The sequence below is a fragment of the Sulfitobacter sp. UBA4523 genome (genome assembly GCF_002388305.1).
Taxonomy (GTDB): domain Bacteria; phylum Pseudomonadota; class Alphaproteobacteria; order Rhodobacterales; family Rhodobacteraceae; genus Sulfitobacter; species Sulfitobacter pontiacus.
In genome coordinates this window covers 22,366-37,123 of sequence record NZ_DGMH01000066.1, presented here as the reverse complement: position 1 = coordinate 37,123, position 14,758 = coordinate 22,366, and the positions used below count along the sequence as shown (strand labels likewise).

General features: G+C 60.6%; 14 protein-coding genes and 1 pseudogene. 9 read left to right on the top strand and 6 right to left on the bottom strand.

The features are described 5' to 3' along the window. Positions 1–207 (top strand): annotated as a pseudogene (locus B3849_RS16140) (Na+/H+ antiporter NhaC); the annotation flags it as partial. A 65-nt stretch (positions 208–272) separates the two neighbouring features. Here B3849_RS16140 and B3849_RS16135 read toward each other — a convergent pair. The 4 genes from B3849_RS16135 to doeA all read right to left on the bottom strand — a co-directional run bounded on the left by B3849_RS16135 (position 273) and on the right by doeA (position 5,592). Continuing rightward, complete coding sequence (locus tag B3849_RS16135; protein WP_278425116.1) at positions 273–1,880, bottom strand: class I adenylate-forming enzyme family protein; 1,608 nt, start codon at positions 1,878–1,880, stop codon at positions 273–275. 138 nt (positions 1,881–2,018) lie between these two features. After that, complete coding sequence (locus B3849_RS16130; protein ID WP_286780433.1) at positions 2,019–3,392, bottom strand: aspartate aminotransferase family protein; 1,374 nt, start codon at positions 3,390–3,392, stop codon at positions 2,019–2,021. A gap of 27 nt (positions 3,393–3,419) precedes the next feature. Continuing rightward, complete coding sequence (gene doeB / locus B3849_RS16125) at positions 3,420–4,412, bottom strand: N(2)-acetyl-L-2,4-diaminobutanoate deacetylase DoeB (protein ID WP_278425119.1); 993 nt, start codon at positions 4,410–4,412, stop codon at positions 3,420–3,422. Positions 4,413–4,416: 4 nt separating this feature from the next. Then, positions 4,417–5,592, bottom strand: coding sequence for an ectoine hydrolase DoeA (doeA, locus tag B3849_RS16120; protein ID WP_005852001.1), 1,176 nt, complete (start codon positions 5,590–5,592; stop codon positions 4,417–4,419). Positions 5,593–5,710: 118 nt separating this feature from the next. Here doeA and B3849_RS16115 point away from each other — a divergent pair, with 118 nt between their 5' ends. Continuing rightward, entirely contained in the window at positions 5,711–6,166 is a 456-nt protein-coding gene (locus B3849_RS16115; RefSeq protein ID WP_005852003.1) for an Lrp/AsnC family transcriptional regulator, read from the top strand. Between the two features lie 21 nt (positions 6,167–6,187). Here B3849_RS16115 and B3849_RS16110 read toward each other — a convergent pair whose 3' ends face one another. Beyond that, positions 6,188–6,628: a PACE efflux transporter gene (locus tag B3849_RS16110; protein WP_278425120.1), complete on the bottom strand. Its 441-nt coding sequence runs from the start codon at positions 6,626–6,628 to the stop codon at positions 6,188–6,190. Between the two features lie 279 nt (positions 6,629–6,907). Between B3849_RS16110 and B3849_RS16105 the strand changes: the two genes are divergently transcribed. The 4 genes from B3849_RS16105 to B3849_RS16090 all read left to right on the top strand — a co-directional run bounded on the left by B3849_RS16105 (position 6,908) and on the right by B3849_RS16090 (position 12,119). After that, entirely contained in the window at positions 6,908–8,425 is a 1,518-nt protein-coding gene (locus tag B3849_RS16105) for an ATPase domain-containing protein (protein WP_278425122.1), read from the top strand. Beyond that, positions 8,422–9,891: a sensor histidine kinase gene (locus tag B3849_RS16100; protein WP_286780432.1), complete on the top strand. Its 1,470-nt coding sequence runs from the start codon at positions 8,422–8,424 to the stop codon at positions 9,889–9,891. The genes B3849_RS16105 and B3849_RS16100 overlap by 4 nt, the downstream gene beginning before the upstream one ends. 48 nt (positions 9,892–9,939) lie before the next feature. Continuing rightward, a complete protein-coding gene (locus tag B3849_RS16095; protein WP_037954204.1) occupies positions 9,940–10,320 on the top strand; it encodes a response regulator in 381 nt (126 codons plus the stop codon). 128 nt (positions 10,321–10,448) lie between these two features. Further along, complete coding sequence (locus B3849_RS16090) at positions 10,449–12,119, top strand: mechanosensitive ion channel family protein (protein WP_278425124.1); 1,671 nt, start codon at positions 10,449–10,451, stop codon at positions 12,117–12,119. A gap of 104 nt (positions 12,120–12,223) precedes the next feature. Here the strand turns inward: B3849_RS16090 and B3849_RS16085 are convergent, their stop codons facing one another. Beyond that, positions 12,224–12,718 (bottom strand): ferritin-like domain-containing protein, encoded by a 495-nt coding sequence (locus B3849_RS16085; protein WP_037954206.1) that lies wholly within the window; start codon positions 12,716–12,718, stop codon positions 12,224–12,226. A gap of 316 nt (positions 12,719–13,034) precedes the next feature. Between B3849_RS16085 and B3849_RS16080 the strand changes: the two genes are divergently transcribed. From B3849_RS16080 to B3849_RS16070, 3 genes are all read left to right on the top strand, one after another. Then, complete coding sequence (locus B3849_RS16080; RefSeq protein WP_278425125.1) at positions 13,035–13,595, top strand: hypothetical protein; 561 nt, start codon at positions 13,035–13,037, stop codon at positions 13,593–13,595. Then, complete coding sequence (locus B3849_RS16075; RefSeq protein WP_005852019.1) at positions 13,592–13,990, top strand: phage holin family protein; 399 nt, start codon at positions 13,592–13,594, stop codon at positions 13,988–13,990. The genes B3849_RS16080 and B3849_RS16075 overlap by 4 nt, the downstream gene beginning before the upstream one ends. Beyond that, on the top strand, positions 13,980–14,758 hold a 779-nt coding region (locus tag B3849_RS16070; RefSeq protein WP_286780431.1), incomplete at its 3' end, for a DUF3618 domain-containing protein. The genes B3849_RS16075 and B3849_RS16070, both read left to right, overlap by 11 nt.

Genomic DNA, 14,758 nt, shown 5'->3' with positions numbered 1-14,758 from the left:
ATGGACGGTAACCTGACCAACCTGCTGTATATCCCGCTGGCCTTTGCCTGCTGGACCGCACCGCTGATCGGTGTGTTCTATGCGGTGACCGGTCTGTTCTCGCCCAAAGCGACGGACGAAGATCGGGCCGAATGGGACAAATCCGGCGAAGACATCATGGACCTTGGCGACCATGAGCTCGCCTACGCGCAACCGGCCGCGACCTGATCGCGCCTGCACCGACACAGATGAAAGCCGCAGCGCCAATGTGCGCTGCGGCTTTTTTCATGCCCTCAGGCCTGCGCCTTCAGCCTGTCGCGAAGCGTGTTCTTGACGATCTTGCCATTGGCGTTGCGCGGCAGGGGATCGGGGTCGAATGTCGCGAAATCGGGGGCTTTGTAGTCCGCCATCTTTGTCCGTGCGAAAGCCTTGATCGCATCAAGATCCAGCGCGGTATCCGTGGTGTGGATGAACACGTGCATTTTCTCCCCCAGCACCGGATCAGGGCAGCCGATGGCGGCACATTCGATCACGGAGGGGTGGGCGGTCAGGGCGTTTTCTACCTCGGCGCTGTAGATGTTATAGCCGCCGCGAATGATCATATCCTTGCGGCGGTCGTGCAGGCAGATGAACCCCTCGGCATCGCGTGACCCCATGTCGCCGCTTTTCCAGTAGCCGTCGTAAAACTCGGAGGCGGTGCGGTCGGGGTTGTCCCAATAGCCGGGCACGGTCATCGCGCCCTTGATCCAAAGCTCCCCATGGGTGCCGTCGGGCACGTCGTTGCCCTGAGGATCGACAATGCGGATGTCGGCGCAGGGCACGGCGATGCCGATGCTATCCGCGCGTTTGGTGCCGAACCCCATCGGCAGGATCGTCACGGCAGAGGTAAGCTCCGTCGCGCCATAGGCGTTCATCAGGCAGAGGTTCGGCAGCTTTTCCGACAGTTCGCTGATGGTGGATTGCGGCATCGGCGCGCCGCCGTAGCCCCCGATCCGCCAGTGTTGCAGGTCGTAGTCATCGACGTTGCAGCGCAGCAGGAACAGGTTGTACATCGCTGGCACCATCAGCGTCTGCGTGACTTTTTCATTGGCGGTCAGCGACAGGAATTCATGGGCACCGAAGACCTCCATCATCACGGTGCAGCCTGCGGTTTGCAGCATAGTAAAGACGGTGGCGACCAGCCCGGTCACATGGCTTGCGGGCACGCACAGCAGCGACCGTTCACCGGCCCCCAGCTCCATGCAAAGCTCGAAATGCATCGCGGAATGGACGATGTTCAGATGGGTCAGCGTCGCCCCTTTGGGCTGGCCTGTGGTGCCGGAGGTATAGAGGATCACCGCGATGTCGTCCTCGTGCAGCGGCACGGCGTCGGTCAGCGGGGTCTGCGCGGGCAGCGTATCAAACGCGTCGGACCCCGCCACTGTGCCGCCAACGCAAAAGCGGTGGGTCAGCCCGGACAGATCGGCCGGTGCGGGCAGGCGGTCGGCGACATCCATGCCATGCACGGCGATCTTGGCCCCGCATTGACGCAGGATAAACGCCAGCTCTGGCGTGCCTTCGCGGATGTTGATCGGCACGGCAATCGCGCCGAGCCGCAGACAGCCCATCATGGTCGCGATGAATTCCCAGCGGTTCGACAGCAGCAGCGCGACGCGGTCGCCCTTTTCGACCCCACGGGCGCGCAGCCCTGCGGCGATGCGGCCCACGTGCTGGTCAAGCTCGGTATAGGACAGTCTGGTCTCGCCGCTGACCACGGCCTCTTGATCGGGGGCGCGGGCAAGGGCCGCGGCGAGCATGGCGTTCAGGTCGGCGGGGCGATCCTTGAAGCATTTGATCTCGCGACCGTCAAAATGAATTTCTGTTTGTATGCGATCCGTGATCGCCTGTGACCAATGTGGCATCTGCGCTCCTCCCGTAGCTTGGGGTAGTCATTGCGCAAACAATCAGGGGCTGCAACGGCCAAGCGCCGTGTTAGCGCCCGCATTACGCCCCACCTGTGGGGGCCGGTTCGCCCTGCGAAACAAGGCGAACCGGGGCGTTTATCCCAGTACGGTTTTTACCGCATCCGCAGTCGCGGCGACGACGGTATCGACCTCTGCGCGGGTGATGCAGAAGGGCGGGGCAAAGCCGGTGATGTCGCCTTGGGGCATGGCACGGGCGATCACGCCGCGTTCCAGCATCGCGGCAGAGATCGCAGCCCCCACCTTGGCAGCAGGATCAAGCGGGGTGGCGTCTGCCTTGTCGGCCACATATTCCACCGCGCACAGCAGCCCTTCGCCACGGATGTCCCCCACATTCGGATGATCGCCAAGCGCCTCTTTCATCGAGGCGTTCAGATATCCGCCTACCTCGGCCGCGTTGCTGACAAGGTTCAGGTCGTCGATGAGCTTGAGGTTCGCGACACCCGCCGCGGCACAGATCGGATGCGCCGAATAGGTCCAGCCGTGACCGATGGGGCCGTTCTCGTCCGTGCCCTGTTCCAGCACCTTCCACATCCGGTCCGATACGATCGACCCCGACAGCGGGGCATAGGCCGAGGTCAGACCCTTGGCGATGGTGATCAGATCGGGTTTCAGCCCATAGTGATCCGACCCGAACATCGTCCCCAGACGGCCAAAGCCGGTCACGACCTCATCCGCGATCAGCAGGATGTCGTGGCGGTTCAGCACCTCTTGGATCGCGTCCCAATATCCGGCGGGCGGGGGCACGATGCCGCCGGTCCCCAATACGGGTTCCCCGATAAAGGCCGCGATGGTGTCCGGCCCTTCGGCTTGGATCAGCGCCTCAAGCGCGTTGGCGCATTGCGCGGTGAATTCGGCTTCGGACTGGGTGCGGTCCTTGCGGCGGTAGTAATAGGGCGCGTCCGTGTGGATCACGGGGTTCATCGGCAGGTCGAATTTGTCGTGGAACAGCGACAGGCCGGTCAGCGATCCGGTCATCAGCCCCGACCCGTGATAGCCGCGCCAGCGCGAGATGATTTTCTTTTTCTGCGGGCGACCAAGGATGTTGTTGTAGTACCAGACGAGCTTGATGTTCGTCTCGTTCGCGTCCGAGCCGGACAGACCGAAATAGACCTTGGACATATGCGCCGGTGCGCGGTCCATGATCATCTTTGCCAGCGTGATAGACGTCTCGGTGCCGTGACCCACATAGGAATGGTAATAGGCCAACTGATGCGCCTGTTCGGCGATAGCGTCGGCGATTTCGGTCCGGCCATAGCCTGCGTTTACGCAATAGAGCCCGGCAAAGGCGTCCAGCATCCGGTTGCCATCGCGGTCCTCGATATGGACGCCCGACGCCCCTGTGATCACCCGCGTCGCGGATTCACCCCGCGCATGCTGTGCCAGATGCGTAGAGGGATGGAAAAAGTTTTCGCGGTCCCATGTGGCGAGTTGATCATCATTGCGAAGCATAGGTCAGGCTTTCTGTTTAGGAGAGTTTCAGGTGAGTTCGGTGGCCAGCACGGCAAGGCAATCGCCCGGCTGTGCCAGTCCGGGGTGGTGGCGGGCGATCACGATGCCCCCCATCTGGGCGCGGATCTCACGCGGGGGCAGGCCCGTATGCTGGCTGTCCCAGAGACGCGCGATCAGGTCGCCTTCGGCCACTGTGTCGCCAAGGGTGACGTTGAAATCGACCAGCCCACCGTGGTTGGTGACGTGAAAACAACGGTCGTCGTCTTGCGACAGCATGCGCGATGGCGCAGTGACGGGCTGGCCTTGCAGGATACCGGCGTGGATCAGCAGATTGCGCACGCCTGTGCGGGCGATCTGCGCGGTTTCAGGCGTGGCAGTGCCGCCGCCGCCCAATTCGGTGGTGACGAATGTCTTGCCCATCGTCTCTGCCGCGTCGTCATACATGCCAAGCGCGTCAATCTCGCGCATCTCGACACTGAAAGGCGCGTTGAACGCATCGCGCGCGGCGCGGCAGCGGGCCTGTTGGTCAGGGTCGTCCAGCGTGTGACAGGCGGCGAAGGGCAGAAAATCCAGCGTCTTGCCGCCCGAATGGAAGTCAAGCACGACATCTGCCATCGGCAGCAGCACCCGTTGAAAGTAGTCCGCGATCTTCTGGGTGGGGGTGCCATCGGGGCGGCCGGGAAAGCTGCGGTTCATGTTCACCCCGTCCAGCGGAGACACCCGCGTCCCCGTCATAAAGGCGGGGTGGTTCATGAAGGGGAGGATGATCACGCGCCCCGTGACATCCTTGGCCTGCAAGGTCTGGGCGAGCTCGACCAAGGCCAGCGGCCCTTCGTATTCGTCGCCGTGGTTGCCGCCGGTCAGCAAGGCAGAGGGGCCGTCGCCGTTTTTCACTTGGGTGACCGGAATCTGGATCGCACCCCAGGCACTGTCATTGCGGCTGTAGGGCAGGCGCAGATAGCCGTGCTGCACGCCGTCGCACTCAAGATCGATGGTGGCCGAGATAGGATTGTCCCGCATGGCGCTATTCCTTGATCACAAGCGCACGCGGGGTGGTGCACAGGCATTCGACACCGGTTTGCGTGATGACAATCGGCTCTGTGATCTCGATCCCGCCGTCGTCAAGCCAAAGGGCGGGCATGAAGTGAAAGGTCATTCCGGGTTCCAGCACGGTGGTATCTCCTGCGCGGAACGACATGGTACGTTCGCCCCAGTCCGGAGGGTAGGACAGGCCGATCGCATACCCGCAGCGGCTGTCTTTCTCGAATCCGCGGTTGCGCAGGGTGGTGTTGAAGGCGCGGGCGATGTCTTCGCAGCGGTTGCCGGGTTTGGCCTGCTCTAGCCCGGCATCAATCGCTTCGAGCACGGCATTCTCTGCATGCAGATACTTCTGCGGAGGCTTGCCCAAGAACAAAGTGCGCGACTGCGGACATTGATAGCGTCGGTGTGCGCCCGCGATTTCAAAGAACGTGCCTTCGTTGTTGCGCAGGGGGGCATCGTCCCATGTGATATGCGGCGCGGTGGCATCCAGACCCGAGGGCGTCATGGGCACGCAGGCGGGGTAGTCGCCCCAATGCCCTTCGGCCCCGCTGACGGAGGCATGATAGATGTCCGCGATCAGGTCGTTCTTGCGCATCCCGACCTCGGCCTTTTCGCGGATCACCTCGTGCATCCGTTCAACGATCCGCGCGGCGCGGCGCATATATTCAAGCTCTGTCGGGGATTTCACCGCACGTTGCCAGTTCACCAGCGCCGTGGCGTTCTGGATATTGACGCCCGGCAGCCGCGTTTGTAGCGTCAGAAACGCCGAAGCGGTAAAGTAATAGTTGTCCAGCTCGAACCCGATGCGTGCATTCTCTAGACCGCGGTCCGCGATGAGACGGGCGAGATCCTCCATCGGGTGTTTGTCGGGGTTCTGGACGTAGGTGTCATCATAGCCGACGATATTGTCATCATCCAGATAGGTGGTGCGCTGGGCACCGGCGCTGTCCATGGCGCGACCCCACCAGACGGGCTGGCCTTCGTGGGTCAGCAGCACGCCTTGATGCACGTAGAACGACCACCCGTCATAGCCCGCCAACCACGCCATATTGGACGGATCGGTGACAAACAGCGCGTCCAGCCCGCGGTTGGCCATTTCGGCGCGTGTTTTCGCCAGACGTGCTGCATATTCGTGCTGTGTAAAAGAATGGTCGATCATGTGGGGATTCCTGCCAGGGTATTGTGCGAGTTTAGCTTTTTCGCGCTGTGCATTTATGCGAATAATGCGGCTACGCGGGTAAAAGCTGCAAACTTTTGTAAGATATGGGGAATTTAGGATGATTGACGCGATAGACCGGAAAATCCTGCATCACGTGCAACGCGACAATCTGCTCACCAGCGCGCGCCTTTCCGAACTGGTCGGGCTGTCGCAAACCTCGGTCCAGCGGCGCCTTGCGCGGTTGCGTGCGACCAAGGCGATCGAGGCCGATATCGCCGTCGTCTCGCCCGAGGCCGTGGGCCGTCCCCTGACCATGCTGATCGCGGTGGAGCTGGCGCGGGAACGGTCCGATATCATCGACCGTTTCAAGCGGGCGGTGCGGGAGCGGGCAGAAGTGATGAGCGCCTACTACGTGACCGGAGAGACGGACTTTATGCTGATCGTCAGCGCCAAGGACATGCAGGATTACGAGGCGTTCACCCGCGATTTTTTCTACAACAACCCCGATATCAAAGGGTTCAAAACCACCGTGGTGATGGACCGGATCAAGGCGTCATTCACCTTGCCGGTCTGATCACCACGATGGGTTGGTGGGCTAGGCGCTTTCCGCCTGCTCTTGCGACCATTCGGGTAGCGGAAAAAGCGTGTCGTAGATCAGGTTAAACACGTAGGAATAAACGAGGTAGAATGCCGCCAGTGCGATATCCAGCACGAAGGCATCCCACAGGCTGATCCCCAGATACCACGCGATGAAGGGCAGCAGAACCATCAGCAGCCCCGCCTCGAACACCAGCGCGTGCAGCACCCGGACGATGCGCGATTTCAGGGTGGTTCCAGTCAGCCGTTGCAAGGCCAAGTCAAAAAGCACGTTATAGCCAAGGTTCCAAAGCGTCGCGAGCGTGGCGCTGACAATGCCCACGACACCAAAGTCATGTAGGGGCACGTCAAACAGGATCGCGCCTGCGGGGATCACAAGGATCAGCGCGATAATTTCAAAACTGATGGCGTGGCGAAGACGGTCAAATGCAGAGCGCATGTTATACCTCATTGAAGGGCCGGGTCGTCCCGACAGTTTTCCATTCAGGGGAGGTCGTCCTCACACTGCCATAGGTGGCAAAACCGCGCGCGTTTTTCAAGAGCAATCGGGCCACCGCCCCTTTACCGAACAGTCCCGCGGGTTATCCGGCACTCTGGCGTTATATCGATACAAATCGATTTGCTTGAATATTCATCATTGAGTAAAATACGGCGGATACATGGGCCCACTGCTGGAGTAAGGGCACCGTAAGAGTATGATACGAGTGGGGTGCAAGTAATGGGCGATCGTACCACTGGGGCGGCGCAGACGCGGCTGTCGACAGGGACGTCTGGTTTGGATGATGTGCTGTGTGGTGGGTTGACCCCGCATCGGCTGTATCTTGTCGAGGGGACGCCGGGGTCCGGCAAAACAACGCTTGCGTTGAAGTTCCTCATGAATGGTCGCGAAAATGCTGAGCGCGGTCTTTATATCACGCTTTCCGAAACGGTTGATGAACTCACGGCTGTCGCACAGTCCCACTCCTGGACGCTAGACGATATTGATCTGTACGAGCTGGTCGCGGAAGACGAGTACAGCTCTGATCGGGAGCAATCCTTGCTGCACCCAAGCGAAGTCGAACTTGGGGAGACCGTGCGGGGTATCATTAATCTGGTGGAAGAGAATAATCCGACCCGTGTCGTTCTCGACAGCCTGTCAGAGCTGCGCTTGCTGGCGCAGAACCCGCTGCGCTACCGTCGGCAAATCCTGGCGCTAAAGCACTTCTTTGCGCGGCGTAATTGCACGGTCTTGATGCTGGACGACCGCACGGCTGAACCGGGGGATCTACAGCTTCACTCTATCGCGCATGGCGTCGTCTCGCTTGAACAACTGGCCAATGATTTCGGGTCGGAACGGCGCCGGTTGCGTGTGATCAAGATGCGCGGCCTGAAGTATCACGGCGGCTATCACGATTTTACCATCGAAAAGGGTGGGTTGTGCGTCTACCCGCGCCTGATCGCGGCGGATCATGCGCGCGATTTTTCGGCTGATGCGGTGACAACGGGGCTGGACGAGCTCGACGCTTTGCTGGGCGGGGGGCTTGTGCCCGGCACCAACGCGCTGCTGGCCGGTCCTGCTGGCGTGGGCAAGACAACGACGGCGGTGCGCTGCATGCTGGCCGCGCTGAACCGAGGCGAGAAAGCCGCGTATTTCCTGTTCGACGAACGGCTGTCGACGTTGCTTACCCGCTCGCGGGCGCTTGGCATGGACGTGCAGCCGTTCATCGACAACGGGCGGTTGGAAATCCGGCAAATCGATCCGGCGGAACTGTCGCCCGGTGAATTCGCCAGCGCGGTGCGCACGTCGGTAGAAAAGGACGGTGTAAGTGTTGTCGTGATCGACAGCCTCAACGCCTATTTGCACGCCATGCCAAGTGATAATTTCCTTGTGCTACAGATGCATGAACTGCTCAGCTATCTCGCGCAGCAGGGCGTGGTGTCGCTGATGATCCTCGGGCAACATGGTGTCACAGGGGAACTGCGGACCGACATCGATATCAGCTATCTTGCGGATACCGTCATGATGCTGCGGTTTTTCGAGGCCGAAGGCGAAGTGCGCAAATCCATCGCGGTGATCAAGACCCGTACGTCTGACCATGAACGCAGCATCCGTGAATTCAAGATCGACGCGACTGGTATCGTGATCGGCGAACCTATCCGCAGTTTCTCGGGTGTGTTGTCAGGGACGCCGGTGTTCACGCAGCGCTCAGACGCGCTTTTGCAGCTCGATCCTCAAACCAGCGACGGTGCAGAGTGACACCACAAATGGCATCGTCATCCGAGCCAGAGACCCCGGATGATGCGCTTTTGGTCTCTGTCGGTATTCTCGCGCCACGCGGACGGGATGCGGCTGTCGCCGGGCAGTTGCTCGACCAGCATGATATTGCATCGACATCCGTCGCCTCCCTTGGGGAGCTGGCGGGGCTCATCGGGCGGCAAATCGGCGCGATTTTGGTGACCGAGGAGGCGCTGGCAGGCGTCGGGGTCGATACCTTGCAAGAGGCGCTGGCCGCGCAGCCCCCGTGGTCGGATGTCCCGTTTATCGTGCTGGCCAATGGCACGTCCTCCAGCCGCAGCAACCACGCGGCGGCAAGGATTGACCAGCTGAGCAACGCGGTGCTCTTGTCGCGCCCTTTGCACGCAGAGGAGCTGGTGCGCTCGGTTCGCTCCGCGCTCAAGGCGCGGCGGCGGCAGCATGAGGCGCGCAAACATCTGGAGCAGCTTGAACTGCGGGAACGTCAGCTGTTCGAGAGTGAGGCAAAGTTCCACGCGATTGCGAATTCGGTCGATCAGATGATCTGGTCCACTCTGCCGGACGGGTTTCACGATTATTACAACGACCGCTGGTATGAATTCACCGGTGTGCCCGAAGGATCGACCGACGGCGAGGGCTGGAACGGCATGTTCCACCCCGACGATCAGGAAAAAGCCTGGGCGCGTTGGCGTCACAGTCTTGAGACCGGCGAGCACTATGAAATCGAATATCGCCTGCGGCACCGCACGGGGCAGTATCGGTGGGTGCTGGGGCGTGCCCAGCCTGTGCGCGACGAGGCCGGACGGATCACGCGCTGGTATGGCACCTGCACGGATATACACGAGATCAAGGTCGCCGAAGAACAGCGGCAGCTGATGTTGGGCGAGATGAACCATCGGGTGAAGAATACCCTTGCGATGGTCAATGTCATGGTGTCGCAGACGCTGCGTCAGTCCGAAAACCTGAAGGATGCGCAGGTCGCTATCCAATCGCGGATTGGCATGATGGCGCAGGCGCATGACCGTTTGATCAAGGCCGCATGGGCACAGACCCGTATCCTCGAGGTGATCGAGGCCGCGTTGGCCCCTCATCGGACGGGTGAGGGACGGTTCGCGATAGAGGGGCCGGATGTGCCGATCGGGTCCAAACAGGCGCTGGCCCTGACGATGGCGCTGCACGAACTGTCGACCAACGCCACGAAATACGGCGCTTTGTCCGGTGACGGGGACGACGGCAAGATTGCGGTGCAGTGGAAGGTCGCTCAGGCAAGCGATGGCGCAGAGGTGTTTCACCTCAGCTGGACCGAAAGCGGGGGCCCATTGGTGACACCGCCAAGCCGCAAGGGCTTTGGCAGCCGGATGATAGAACAAGCGCTCGCCGGATATTTTAACGGATCGGCGGAACTAAACTACGCGCCAGAGGGTTTGAGCTTTATGCTACAAGCTCCACTGGCAGGTTTGACGATCTAAGAATGGTGCTCTGCAAGCCCATTGATCACTAGTGAAAGCTGTCCAAACGTGGATTATCAGAACCTACCCGCCGTGCTGATCGTAGAAGATGAACCGCTGATCCGTATGGGGGCCGTCGATATGATCGAAGAGGCCGGCTTTAAGACCTATGAAGCCGGATCGGCCGACGAAGCCATAGAAGTGATGCAGACGCATTCTGATATTGGCATCCTGTTCACTGACATTGATATGCCCGGCACCATGAACGGGCTCAAACTGGCGGCCTATGTGCGCACGACCTGGCCTCCGGTGGTGATCATGATTGCGTCGGGCGTGATCGAGCTTGACGAAGCGGATGTGCCAAGCGGGGCTGCCTTTGTACCCAAGCCCTATGCCACGAACCATGTGACCAAGATGTTGCACGAAGCTACAGGGCAGGTGGGGGCCTGACCACGCGGTCAGGTGCGTCTGGCGGCACGAATTGCCAAGATCAAAACTGGTAGAATGCGATAGCTGAGCTAGCTCAGTCACAACCCCGACATGTCACGTGATGTCGTGACGCCGGAATGGAGAGTGATTTGAGCAAACTACGATACCTCGCGGGTCTGATGGCCACCCTTTTGATTTTTGCGGCACCGCTTTGGGCGCAGGAGGAAGAGGAGGCCTGCGATACCGCCCGCTGGTATTGCGTTGAGGCATTGAACAGCGGTCTGCCCGCGGTCACGCCAGAAATCGACCGCGAAACACCCCGTGCGACGATGGAAAGCCTTGTGCGGGCCGTGCGTCGCGATGATTGGGTCGGTGCCGCGCATCTGCTTGACCTGTCCGATATCCAGCAGGATCGCCAGCAGGACGTGGGGACATCGCTGATCCGACAGCTTGAAACCGTGATCAGCCGGAAAACTGTGATCAACTGGGACAACCTGCTGGACCGGCCCGACGCGCTGGATGCGGCATCCTCCTCTGACAAGGCGATGGCGGGCACGCCGCGCAAATCGCTGTTGCTGTGGACGCTTGATATGGACGACTACCCCGCGTCCATCCGCCTAAACCGGATCAAGCCCGAAGGGGGCGACCCTGTCTGGGTGTTCTCGCGCCACACGGTGCAGAATATCCCGCGGCTCTACACCCGTTACGGGCCCGGTCGGCTTGAAACCATGCTGCCCGATGTGCTGACAGAAAACACGGTCGTTGATCTTGCGCTGTGGGAACTCATCGGCCTGCCGGTGCTGATCGCGCTGGCGATCTACGTGGCGCGGCTGGTCTGGTTGCTAACGGGGTGGATCGCGGAGCGTGTGCCGTCGAAGCTGGCGCGGCAGATATTCCGATCGGTGCGCGGGCCCGCCTGCGTGGGCGTGTCGACCCTGTTTGTGATGGTGGTCGAGGCCAAGATTTTCTCTTTCTCGGCAGAGCTTACGACGGTGTTGGTGCCGACCGCATGGCTGGGGCTGATCGGGGCGGGGCTGTGGTTTGTGGTCAATTGCGTCGAGGTTATCCTGGATCACCTGACGCAGGTCGAGGAAACCGATCTGACCCTCAAGGAAGAGGTGCACAAACGTACCACCGCAACGCGGATCTCGGCGGCGCGTCGGGTTTTTGTTGTGGCTGTCGTGCTGGTTGGCGGCGGTATATTCCTGTCGCAGACCAATGTGTTCCAGAACCTCGGGCTGACGTTGCTGGGGACGGCTGGGGCGGTCACCCTTGTCTTGGGCTTCGCCGCGCGCAGCATTTTAAGCAACATCATGTCGTCGTTGCAGATCGCCTTGAACGGGTCAGCCAAGATCGGCGACCGTATCGTGTTCAACGACGCGCTATGCCACGTGGAGCGGATCCATTTCACCTATGTGCAACTGCGCGATTGGGATGGCACGCGGCTGGTCGTGCCGGTGACCGAATTCGTCTCTACCCCGTTCAAGAACTGGACCATGCAGGAGCCGGAAATGTTGCGCATTGTTAAGATCAAACTGACTCACACCGCAGATGTGGATGCGCTGCGCGACGCTTTTGACAAGGTGATCGACGAGCTGGACGAGAAATACGTGGGCAATCGGGATGATGTATGCGTGCGGGTCGCGGGGCAGGACGTACTGGGCAAGGACGTCTGGTTCCTCGTGCCTTGTGCCGATCCCAACACCTCGTGGGAGGCCGCCTGCGATGCTCGTGAAGGCATCATGGCAGAGATCCACAAGCTCGCCGAGAAAGAGGGGGTCGATTACTTCCCCCAAGCGACCGCGGCAGAGGCAAGCTGAAGCCGCGTAACGGTTTGTCGAAGTAAGCAGACATGAGAAAAGCCCCGCTGATCCAGCGGGGCTTTTGTACATTGGTTGGGGGCTACGCCCCAACTGTCGCAGACTCAGGCGGCGGCTTTGTTCACGCCACCTGTCGCGATGTCGGTCATGCGGCGGTCACCGTCATAGGTCTGGTCCAGACATTCCTGCAGGATGGCACCATCTTCGTCTTTGCCCAGACGGTTGGCAAAGGCGACAAGGCAGCCGTATCCGGCCAGCGCGTAATGCACCATGCGTTGGTACTGCGTGATGATCATGGCGTCGCGTACGTCGTCGTCGCCATAGTCTTCTTCCAGTGCGTGGGCCTTCGCCTCGGCCACAAGCCCTTCCATCCCTTTGCAGTGTTCACCCGTGGGCGAAATACCGTGGGCGTTGCAAATCTCGGCAATCTTTTCCATGCCGTCGCTGATGCCGTTCGATCCAGCGATCAGGGCTTCGGAAAGCTCTTTGTCCTTGGCGGCACGGCCTAGGGCGACGACCACATCCAGCGACTGTTTGTTCGCGCTGTACAGGTCTTGGAGTTGGTCATGGTACACGTCTTTAAGGCTGTTCATCGGCATATCGATCTCCTTTGCGATGTGATTTGTATTCCCTGACCAACGCGGCGACGCGCCAATGCGTTCCACGCTGTCTGCGTGCGCGGCGGCTTCGCGCGAGCCTTTATATGCACCCTAAAATCACACCCGTTTCGACCCAAGTTTTATCGTCCCCAACGTCGGAAGCGGGGAACGAAATTCAACTCTGACGGTTGGGTCTTCAATAACAGGAACGTGACAAAAAAGGAGAAATTGAATGCATGGAATTTTCTACCTCATCGGCCTGATCGTGGTCGTTCTCGCCGTTCTCAACCTCATCGCCTAACAAAAGGAGCGCACCATGACTGATACTAGAAAAAGCAATCCTGCCGGCGCGCAGGACCTGAATGAAAAAGTAAAAGCCACCGCCGCTTCCGCTACGGATGAAGCCAAGGCGAGAGCGAAAGACGTGGCCGACACCGTTGCCTCCGATGCTGCGCGCTATGCAGACGAAGCCAAAGGTGCCGCCGCGAGCGAAGTCAAAGGCGTGGCCAGCGCATTGCGCACCGCCGCCGACGAACTGCGCAGCGGGTCGCCACAAGAACGCACCTTTAGCCAGCTTGCAGACGGGCTTGCGGATGCTTCTGACTCCATGCGCGACAAGGATCTGGGCGAGATGGTCGGCGCGGTAACTGACTTTGCCAAACGCAACCCCTTCGTCTTTCTGGGCGGTGCTGCCTTGGTCGGCTTTGCCGCGACACGGTTTGCCAAAGCGTCGAACACAGGCGCACGCGGCAAACGCTATGCCTACGAGGGCCGCGAGATGGAACGCCCCGTACCGGCAGAGCGCGCGCATAACCTTGATACAGGTGATGTCGCCAGCCCCGCCGTAAACACCACACCAAAAGGGAGCACAGTATGACCACCGATCCCAATAAATCCACCGGCAGCCTGCTGAGCGATGCGCTGACCCACGTCAGTTCGCTGGTCCGCAGCGAGGTCGATCTGGCCCGTGCCGAAGTAAACGAAAATCTGAAATCTGCGGGTGCGGCCATCGGTCTGATCGTCGGCGCTGTCGTCGTTGCCCTGACCGCATTGAACGTGCTGTCCGCGGCATTGGTCGCAGCGCTCACCGAAGCGGGCATCCCTGCGGGGTGGTCGGCCCTGATCGTCGGCGTTGCCTTTGCACTGATCGCCTATGTGATGGTCAACAAAGGCACCAATGCGCTCAAGCTCAGCAGCTTGGCACCGACCCGCACTACCAAAAACGTAAAACGTGACGCGCAAGCCGTGAAGGAGGTTTACGATGACAAGTAATAACCGCAGCCCCGAAGAAATCGAACGCGAGATCGAGCGCGAGCGCGCCGGACTGACCAGCACGCTGGACGATCTGCAAGACAAGTTCTCGGTCGAAACCATTGCCCGCCAATTTTCGGATCAGTTCCGCGAACACGGGGGCGACATTGGCCGCTCTGTCACCGATGCGGTAAAGCGCAATCCGATTGCGCTGGCGCTGACCGGTGTTGGCCTCGCGTGGTTGATGGCCGGCGACAAGATGCCAGGCCGCGACCGCTATGTCTCGCGCGATGATCGCGATTATCGCGACACCCGCGGACGTGCAAACTATTACGGTGTCCGCCACGACGACCACGACCTTCCGGTCAGCGCAGAACAGCATGGCGTTGTTCCCGTGGGCCAGCGTCGTGATTTGGGGCCACAGCCCGGCGATCCGTCCAAGCCCTATTACTCGGGCGATGTTGCGCGGACGGGTGATGTGCCCTCATGGGCGCTTACCGAAGATGATGATCAGCCCGGTATCGCACAGCGTGCAGGCGACGCGGCATCGCGCGCCGGTGACCGTGTCTCGGGCGCGGCGTCTAGCGTAGCGGGGTCCGCCCAAAACGCGGGCTCGGCCGTGGCAGACAAAGCCAAGGGCGCAGCAGGTGCGGTGTCTGACGCTGGTCATTCCGTCGCATCGGGTGCCCGCGACTTTGCATCCTCCGCCTCCGAGCGCGCAGCGCAGTTGCGCCGCCGTCTGGCCGAGGGCACCGAAGACCTGTCAGAGCAAGCCCGCGAGCGCGTCAT

Bases quoted from the DNA above. Each gene is read 5' to 3' on its own strand.
- B3849_RS16135 (WP_278425116.1), bottom strand. From the start codon at position 1,880: ATGCCACATTGGTCACAGGCGATCACGGATCGCATACAAACAGAAATT.
- B3849_RS16130 (WP_286780433.1), bottom strand. From the start codon at position 3,392: ATGCTTCGCAATGATGATCAACTCGCCACATGGGACCGCGAAAACTTT.
- doeB (WP_278425119.1), bottom strand. From the start codon at position 4,412: ATGCGGGACAATCCTATCTCGGCCACCATCGATCTTGAGTGCGACGGC.
- doeA (WP_005852001.1), bottom strand. From the start codon at position 5,592: ATGATCGACCATTCTTTTACACAGCACGAATATGCAGCACGTCTGGCG.
- B3849_RS16115 (WP_005852003.1), top strand. From the start codon at position 5,711: ATGATTGACGCGATAGACCGGAAAATCCTGCATCACGTGCAACGCGAC.
- B3849_RS16110 (WP_278425120.1), bottom strand. From the start codon at position 6,628: ATGCGCTCTGCATTTGACCGTCTTCGCCACGCCATCAGTTTTGAAATT.
- B3849_RS16105 (WP_278425122.1), top strand. From the start codon at position 6,908: ATGGGCGATCGTACCACTGGGGCGGCGCAGACGCGGCTGTCGACAGGG.
- B3849_RS16085 (WP_037954206.1), bottom strand. From the start codon at position 12,718: ATGCCGATGAACAGCCTTAAAGACGTGTACCATGACCAACTCCAAGAC.
- B3849_RS16080 (WP_278425125.1), top strand. From the start codon at position 13,035: ATGACTGATACTAGAAAAAGCAATCCTGCCGGCGCGCAGGACCTGAAT.
- B3849_RS16075 (WP_005852019.1), top strand. From the start codon at position 13,592: ATGACCACCGATCCCAATAAATCCACCGGCAGCCTGCTGAGCGATGCG.